Origin of the sequence: Nevskia soli (assembly GCF_903970205.1) — a bacterium.
GTDB lineage: Bacteria > Acidobacteriota > Terriglobia > Bryobacterales > Bryobacteraceae > Bog-113.
Genome location: NZ_CAJCHS010000300.1, coordinates 1 through 6,522, shown reverse-complemented (window position 1 = coordinate 6,522; position 6,522 = coordinate 1). Strand labels below are relative to the sequence as shown.

General features: G+C 59.3%; 12 protein-coding genes. All 12 read left to right on the top strand.

Translation table 11 applies throughout. The features are described from left to right. Positions 1–48: 48 nt before the first annotated feature. Positions 49–591, top strand: coding sequence for a 50S ribosomal protein L5 (rplE, locus tag H1Y01_RS13255; RefSeq protein ID WP_180540992.1), 543 nt, complete (start codon positions 49–51; stop codon positions 589–591). A 21-nt stretch (positions 592–612) separates the two neighbouring features. Continuing rightward, entirely contained in the window at positions 613–798 is a 186-nt protein-coding gene (locus H1Y01_RS13250; RefSeq protein ID WP_180540991.1) for a type Z 30S ribosomal protein S14, read from the top strand. 23 nt (positions 799–821) lie between these two features. After that, on the top strand, positions 822–1,217 hold the full coding sequence (gene rpsH, locus H1Y01_RS13245; protein ID WP_180540990.1) for a 30S ribosomal protein S8: 396 nt from the start codon (positions 822–824) through the stop codon (positions 1,215–1,217). 13 nt (positions 1,218–1,230) lie between these two features. Beyond that, entirely contained in the window at positions 1,231–1,770 is a 540-nt protein-coding gene (gene rplF, locus H1Y01_RS13240) for a 50S ribosomal protein L6 (RefSeq protein WP_180540989.1), read from the top strand. A 9-nt stretch (positions 1,771–1,779) separates the two neighbouring features. Next, positions 1,780–2,130: a 50S ribosomal protein L18 gene (rplR, locus tag H1Y01_RS13235; RefSeq protein WP_180540988.1), complete on the top strand. Its 351-nt coding sequence runs from the start codon at positions 1,780–1,782 to the stop codon at positions 2,128–2,130. A gap of 1 nt (position 2,131) precedes the next feature. Beyond that, complete coding sequence (rpsE, locus tag H1Y01_RS13230; protein ID WP_180540987.1) at positions 2,132–2,644, top strand: 30S ribosomal protein S5; 513 nt, start codon at positions 2,132–2,134, stop codon at positions 2,642–2,644. Positions 2,645–2,646: 2 nt separating this feature from the next. Then, entirely contained in the window at positions 2,647–2,832 is a 186-nt protein-coding gene (gene rpmD, locus H1Y01_RS13225) for a 50S ribosomal protein L30 (protein WP_180540986.1), read from the top strand. Between the two features lie 33 nt (positions 2,833–2,865). Beyond that, complete coding sequence (gene rplO, locus H1Y01_RS13220) at positions 2,866–3,333, top strand: 50S ribosomal protein L15 (protein ID WP_180540985.1); 468 nt, start codon at positions 2,866–2,868, stop codon at positions 3,331–3,333. A gap of 48 nt (positions 3,334–3,381) precedes the next feature. Continuing rightward, a complete protein-coding gene (gene secY / locus H1Y01_RS13215) occupies positions 3,382–4,773 on the top strand; it encodes a preprotein translocase subunit SecY (RefSeq protein WP_437179966.1) in 1,392 nt (463 codons plus the stop codon). Positions 4,774–4,838: 65 nt separating this feature from the next. Beyond that, on the top strand, positions 4,839–5,519 hold the full coding sequence (locus H1Y01_RS13210; RefSeq protein ID WP_219341523.1) for an adenylate kinase: 681 nt from the start codon (positions 4,839–4,841) through the stop codon (positions 5,517–5,519). A 42-nt stretch (positions 5,520–5,561) separates the two neighbouring features. Beyond that, entirely contained in the window at positions 5,562–6,332 is a 771-nt protein-coding gene (gene map / locus H1Y01_RS13205) for a type I methionyl aminopeptidase (RefSeq protein WP_180540983.1), read from the top strand. 8 nt (positions 6,333–6,340) lie between these two features. Then, positions 6,341–6,522 (top strand): translation initiation factor IF-1 (locus tag H1Y01_RS13200; RefSeq protein ID WP_180540982.1); only part of this gene is annotated, 182 nt, incomplete at its 3' end.

Below are 6,522 nucleotides of genomic sequence, written 5' to 3'. Positions count from 1 at the left end.
GTGGCGCGCAAATCCGGCGAAGTGCTGGATAAGAAGTAAGGGTAGAACATGGCAGCCAGACTCAGAGAACATTACGCAAAAACAGCGGTTCCGGCGCTCCAAAAGGAGTTCAAGTACAAGAACCCGATGGCCGTTCCGAAGCTCGAAAAGATCTCGATCAACATCGGGCTCGGCGAAGCCACATCCAACGCCAAGCTGATGGACGGCGCCGTCGCCGAACTGGGCGCGATCGCCGGTCAGAAGCCGGTCGTCACCAAAGCCAAGAAGTCGATTGCCGCGTTTAAACTGCGCGAGAACATGCCGATCGGCTGCATGGTCACCCTGCGCGGCGACCGTATGTACGAGTTCTTCGACCGCCTGGTGAACGTGGCCCTGCCTCGCGTGCGCGACTTCCGCGGCGTGAGTCCCAAGAGCTTCGATGGCCGCGGCAATTACACGCTGGGCGTGCGCGACCAGCTCATCTTCCCGGAAATCGATTACTCGAAGGTCGATAAGACCAAAGGCATGAATATCTCGATCACCACCAGCGCACGCACCGACCAGGAAGGCTTGAGCCTGCTGCGCAACATGGGGATGCCGTTCCGCGCGTAACGACACGGCAAAGGAATAGAAATGGCAACAACCGCGAAAATCGCAAAAGACAATAAGACGCCCAAGTTCAAATGCCGGCACCGCAATCGCTGCTGGCGCTGCGGACGGCCGCGCGGCTTTCTGAGCAAGTACGGCATCTGCCGCTTGTGCTTCCGCCAGCTCGCGCTGAACGGCGAGATCCCGGGCGTGACCAAAAGTAGTTGGTAAGGAAAGGTTTGAAGAGTTAGAAAATGACCAGTGATCCGATCGCCGATATGCTAACTCGGGTGCGCAACGCGATGCTTGCGCGGCACCCGAAAGTGGATGTTCCGGCTTCGCGCCTCAAAGTGGAAATCGCCCGCATCATGAAGGAAGAGGGCTACATTCTCAACTACAAGGTGGCTGAAGAGGGCGTCAAGAAGGTCATCAAGATTTATCTGAAGTACGGGAACGACAACCAGCCGGTGATTACCGCCATCGAGCGCGTGTCGCGCCCGGGCTGCCGCTCGTATGTCGGCAAGACCGATATTCCGCGCGTGCAGGGCGGCCTTGGCATCAACATTCTGACCACGCCGCGCGGCGTGATGACCGGCAAGAGCGCGCATCGCGAAGGCGTTGGCGGCGAATTGCTGTGCCGGATCTGGTAGGCAGAGAAGAACAATGTCACGAGTAGGAAAGAAACCCATCCCGGTTCCATCCGGCGTCAAAATTCAGATCGGCGACCAGCTGAACGTCCAGGGCCCCAAAGGCAAACTGACGGTTCCGATTCCGCAGGGTATTCGCTTCGAGCAGAACAACGGCACGTTGAACGTGGTGCGCGATTCCGATGAACATGCCGCGCTGCACGGATTAACCCGCGCGCTGGCTTCCAATGCGGTCGTCGGCGTATCCACCGGGTTTACCCGCGAGCTGGATATCGTCGGCATCGGATTCCGCGTCGATATCAAAGGCAAGGTCGCTTTGTTCACGCTCGGCTATTCGCATCCGATCGAGTTCCTGCTGCCGGAAGGCGTCGATATGAAAGTCGACAAGCAGACTCACATCATTCTGACGGGCTACGATAAACAGGTTCTCGGCCAGGTCGCGGCCAATATGCGCGCGCTGCGCAAGCCGGATCCCTACAAAAATAAGGGCGTCCGCTACACGGGCGAAGTGCTGCGCAAGAAGGTCGGCAAGACCGGCGCAAGCGGCAAGAAGTAAGGAAGAGCAATGGTTACCAAACAATCCAAAAACGAGATTCGCGGACGGATTCACGAACGCATCCGCCGCCGGCTCAGAGGCACTTCGGAACGGCCGCGCCTGGCGATCTTCCGCTCACTCGCGCACACCTACGCGCAGGTGATCGACGATTCGAAGGGCGTCACGGTCGCTGCGGCTTCAACGGCGGGGACCAAGGGCGGCGGCAACGTCGCGGCGGCCAAGCGGATCGGCGAAGAGGTCGCTCGTAAGGCGATGGAAAAGGGCATCAAGCGCGTCGTGTTCGATCGCGGCGGCTATCTGTATCATGGGCGCGTGAAAGCGCTCGCCGATGCGGCGCGGGAAGCAGGACTGGAGTTCTAAGATGGCGAATATTACCGGCAAGCGCATCGACCCGCAGCAGCTTAACCTCAAGGAGCAGGTGGTCTCGATCAACCGCGTGACGAAGGTCGTCAAAGGCGGTAAGAACATGAGCTTTTCGGCCCTGATTGTGGTGGGCGATAGCAATGCCAAAGTGGTCGGCTTCGGCGTCGGTAAGGCGAAGGAAGTTCCGTCGGCGATCCGTAAAGGCATTGAAGCGGCCAAGAAGAATCTCCGCAAAATCCATCTGCTGGAATCGACCATTCCGCATCAGTCGCTCGGCCGGTTTGGAGCAGGGCTCGTGCTGTTGAAGCCGGCCCCTCCCGGAACGGGCGTGATCGCGGGCGGACCGGTTCGCGCCGTGATTCAGGCTGCCGGCATTCCGAATGTGCTGACCAAATCGATCGGTTCGCATAATCCGCATAACGTGGTGAAGGCAACCATCGCGGCGCTGGTGCAATTGCGCGATAAGAACGTCGTGGCCGAGATGCGCGGTCTCGCCGTGGAGAAGCTCTAGCCATGGATATGATTCGTATCAAGCTGGTCCGCAGCACCATCTCGTGCCCGGAAAAGCACAAAATCATTGTGCGGGCGCTGGGTCTGAAGAAGCTGAATCAGGTCGTCGAACGGCCGGATACGCCGGGCTTCCGCGGCATGGTCAAGAAAGTTCCGCATCTGCTCGCGCTGGTAGAGGCGTCGTCATAGGTCGAGCTGGCATAGTCAACAAGGAAAATCGCAATGAATCTCAGTAATCTAAAACCTCCGGCCGGGCAGAAACACAAGCCGAAGCGCATCGGACGCGGCATGGGCTCCGGTATGGGAAAGACCGCCACCCGCGGCTCCAAGGGCGCCCGCTCGATCTCCGGCTACAGCATCATGCGCGGCTTCGAAGGCGGCCAGATGCCGCTGCATCGCCGTCTGCCGAAACGCGGCTTCACCAATATCTTCAAGAAGCACTTCGCGGTCGTCAATCTGGGCCAGTTTGAAGCGCTGGAAGGCAACGAGTTCACGGTAGAGAAGCTGCAGCAGCTCGGTCTCGTCAAGAAGCTCGAAGACGGCGTGAAGATTCTGGCCGACGGCGAACTGACGCGCGCCATCACCATCGAAGCGCACCATTTCTCGAAAGCCGCCGCCGAGAAACTGGCCGCGCTCGGCGGAACCGCCAAGGTAATCGGAGCTCCGGCTACCCCACCCGTCGACGCCTAAGAGCATTCGGCATACAATCGGGAGTCAGCAACCCGCATTATGAATAAGATCTTCGAAGCCTTCGCCAACGTATTCCGGATTCCAGACCTGCGCAAGCGGGTCTTGTTTACGCTTGGGCTCCTAGCCGTCTACCGCCTCGGTAGTCATATCCCGACGCCCGGGATCAACCTGGCGCGCTGGGAAGAATTCTTTTCGAAGAACCTCAACGGCATGTTCGGCTTGTTCGACGTGTTCGCGGGCGGCAACGTCCGGCACTTCACCATCTTCGCGCTGGGCATCATGCCGTATATCACGGCTTCCATCATTCTGCAGCTGCTGACGGTCGTCGTCCCGACGCTGGAAAAGCTGCAGAAAGAAGGCGAGATCGGGCGGCGCAAGATCACCCAGTGGACGCGCTATCTGACGGTGATGCTGGCCATCATGCAGTCGTTCGGAATCGCGGTCGGACTGCAATCCTCGCAAGGCAATATCGTTCTTCATCCCGGATTCGGCTTCGTGGCCATGACGATTCTGTCGCTCACCACCGGGACCGCGTTCATCATGTGGCTGGGCGAACAGATCACCGAGCGCGGCATCGGCAACGGCATGTCGCTGATCATTTTTGCCGGTATCGTGATCGGGCTGCCCAACGCCATTCAGAACATCTACGTCCACGTTTTCGAAACGCGTGACTGGAATGCGCTCACCCTGCTGGTGATTCTCGCCTTAATGATCGGGGTGGTCGCGTTTATCGTCCTGGTCGAGCGCGGCGAGCGCCGTATCCCCGTCCAGTACGCGAAACGCGTCGTCGGGCGCCGCGTGATGGGCGGCCAATCGACCCACATGCCGCTGAAGGTCAACGCCGGCGGCGTCATTCCGGTCATTTTCGCCTCTTCGATTCTGGCCTTCCCGCAAACCGTGGCGAACCTTCCTTTGATCAAGAACACGCCCTGGATCGCCGACACGCTGGGTTCGATCCGCCACGGCGAGCCGCTCTACATGCTGCTGTTCGTGGCCGGGATCATCTTCTTCTGCTTCTTCTACGTCTCGATCATCTTCAACCCGAACGAGGCCGCGGACAACATGCGCAAGTACGGCGGATTCATCCCCGGCATCCGGCCGGGACGGAACACCGCCGACTATATGAACAACATCCTGACCAAGATCACGGTGGTCGGCGGATTGTATCTGAGCATTCTCTGTATCCTGCCGGACATCATGATCTCGGGGATTCACCTGCAGCATCTGCCGCTGGTCGGAAACTTCATCGATACGTATTTTCCGAGGTTCCTGCTCGAAGGTCTGGGCGTGAACTTCTATTTCGGAGGCACCAGCCTCCTGATCGTAGTCGGCGTGGCCATGGACACGATCAATCAGATCGAGGCGCAGCTGATCATGCGCCACTATGAAGGCTTCACGCCGCGCGCCGGGCGCATCCGCGGGCGCAGGAGTTCAGTCTAAGATTGCTTTCCACGGAAGAAGTAGGTACGCAGCCCGGTAACCAGCCGGTCGCTCGAAAATTGGGTGTGGTCCTGTTCGGACCGCCTGGATCAGGTAAAGGGACGCAGTCCAAACTACTGGTCGAACGCCTGGGGATTCCGCAGATCTCGACCGGAGACATGCTGCGGGAGCACATTCAGAACGGCGACGGAATCGGCCGCACCGTCGAGGCGCGCATGAAGGCGGGGCTGCTGGTTCCCGATGCGCTGGTGAATGAATTGGTGGAGGCGCGGCTCGCGCAGCCCGATGCGGAACGCGGGTTCATCCTCGACGGATACCCCCGCACCATCGCGCAGGGCGGGGTGTTGTTGGAGCTTCTGGACCGGAACCATGCCGAAGCGGTGGTAATCCATTTGGTTGTGGACTATAATGTAGTTATTGCTCGGATCACGGGCAGGCGGCAGTGTCCGAAGTGCGGCACGCTGTACAACCTGCATTCGCGTCCTCCCAAAGTAGCCGGCATCTGCGACCTGGATGGTGAGCCTTTGGTGATTCGTGAAGACGATCGCGAGCAGGTGATTCGGGAGCGCATGGATGAATACCGGCGCCAGACGAGTCCCTTGATCGACTTTTTCCGGGAATCGGGCCGGAGGCTGTACGAAATCGATGCGAGCCGGGCAACCCCGCTTGCCGTATTCGACCAAATTTGCGGGCTGCTGGATTGCGAGCCGGTCATCAGTCATGATGGGCACGCACCGCAGCCTTAACGCGCGTTTTCAGGTTTTTAGTAGCGAGATTGTAAGGCCAGGATGATTGTTCGCAAGACCAAAACGGAGATCGAGAAGATGCGTAAGGCCGGTCTTCTCGTTCACGACATCCTGAAGAAGATCGGCGCCATGGTTCAGGAAGGGGTCTCGACGTGGGAGCTCGAACTGGCGGCGGTCAAGATGATGGAAGATGCGGGCGCCAAACCGGCTTTCAAGGGCTACTATGTGCCTGCCGCCGGGGAGCGCTATAAGTTCGTTCTGTGTACTTCGGTGAATAACGAAGTGGTGCATGGGATGCCGTCGCCGAAGCGGGTGCTGGCGCCGGGCGATGTGGTTTCGATCGACACCGGTGTATCGCTCGACGGCTGGTACGGGGATTCGGCGATGACCGTGGGTGTCGGCGAAATCAACGACGAGGCCAAACGGCTTTTGAAAGTGACCGAGGAATCGCTCGAACTGGCCATCGATCAGGTGCGCGAAGGGCGGCGGCTCTTCGATATCTGCGAAACGGTCGAGAAGCACGTGACCAAAAGCGGGTTTTCGATCGTCCGGGAATACGTCGGGCACGGCATCGGAACGCAGCTCCATGAAGAGCCGCAGATACCGAATTATGTCGACCGGCGGAATGAAAATCCGCGGCTGCGCGAGGGGATGGTGCTCGCCATTGAACCGATGGTGAACTCGGGCCGCCCGGAGACCAGAGTTTTGAAGGATCGCTGGACGGCCGTCACCAAGGACGGTTCGTATTCAGCGCATTTTGAGCATTGCGTGGCCGTTACGGATAACGGCCCGTACGTGTTGACGCGGCCCTGAAGTCGGGCATGGCGCGCGGCGCGATTGTTGAGGCGGAAGTGCTGGAGGAGTTGCCGCGGTTGTTATACCGGCTGAAGACTTCGGCGCAGAGTCGGATTATCGGTCATCCGGTGGGCGCGGCGGAACGCAATTACGTCCGGCTGCTCAAGGGCGATCGGGTGGAAGTGGAATTGAGTCCGGACGACCCGTC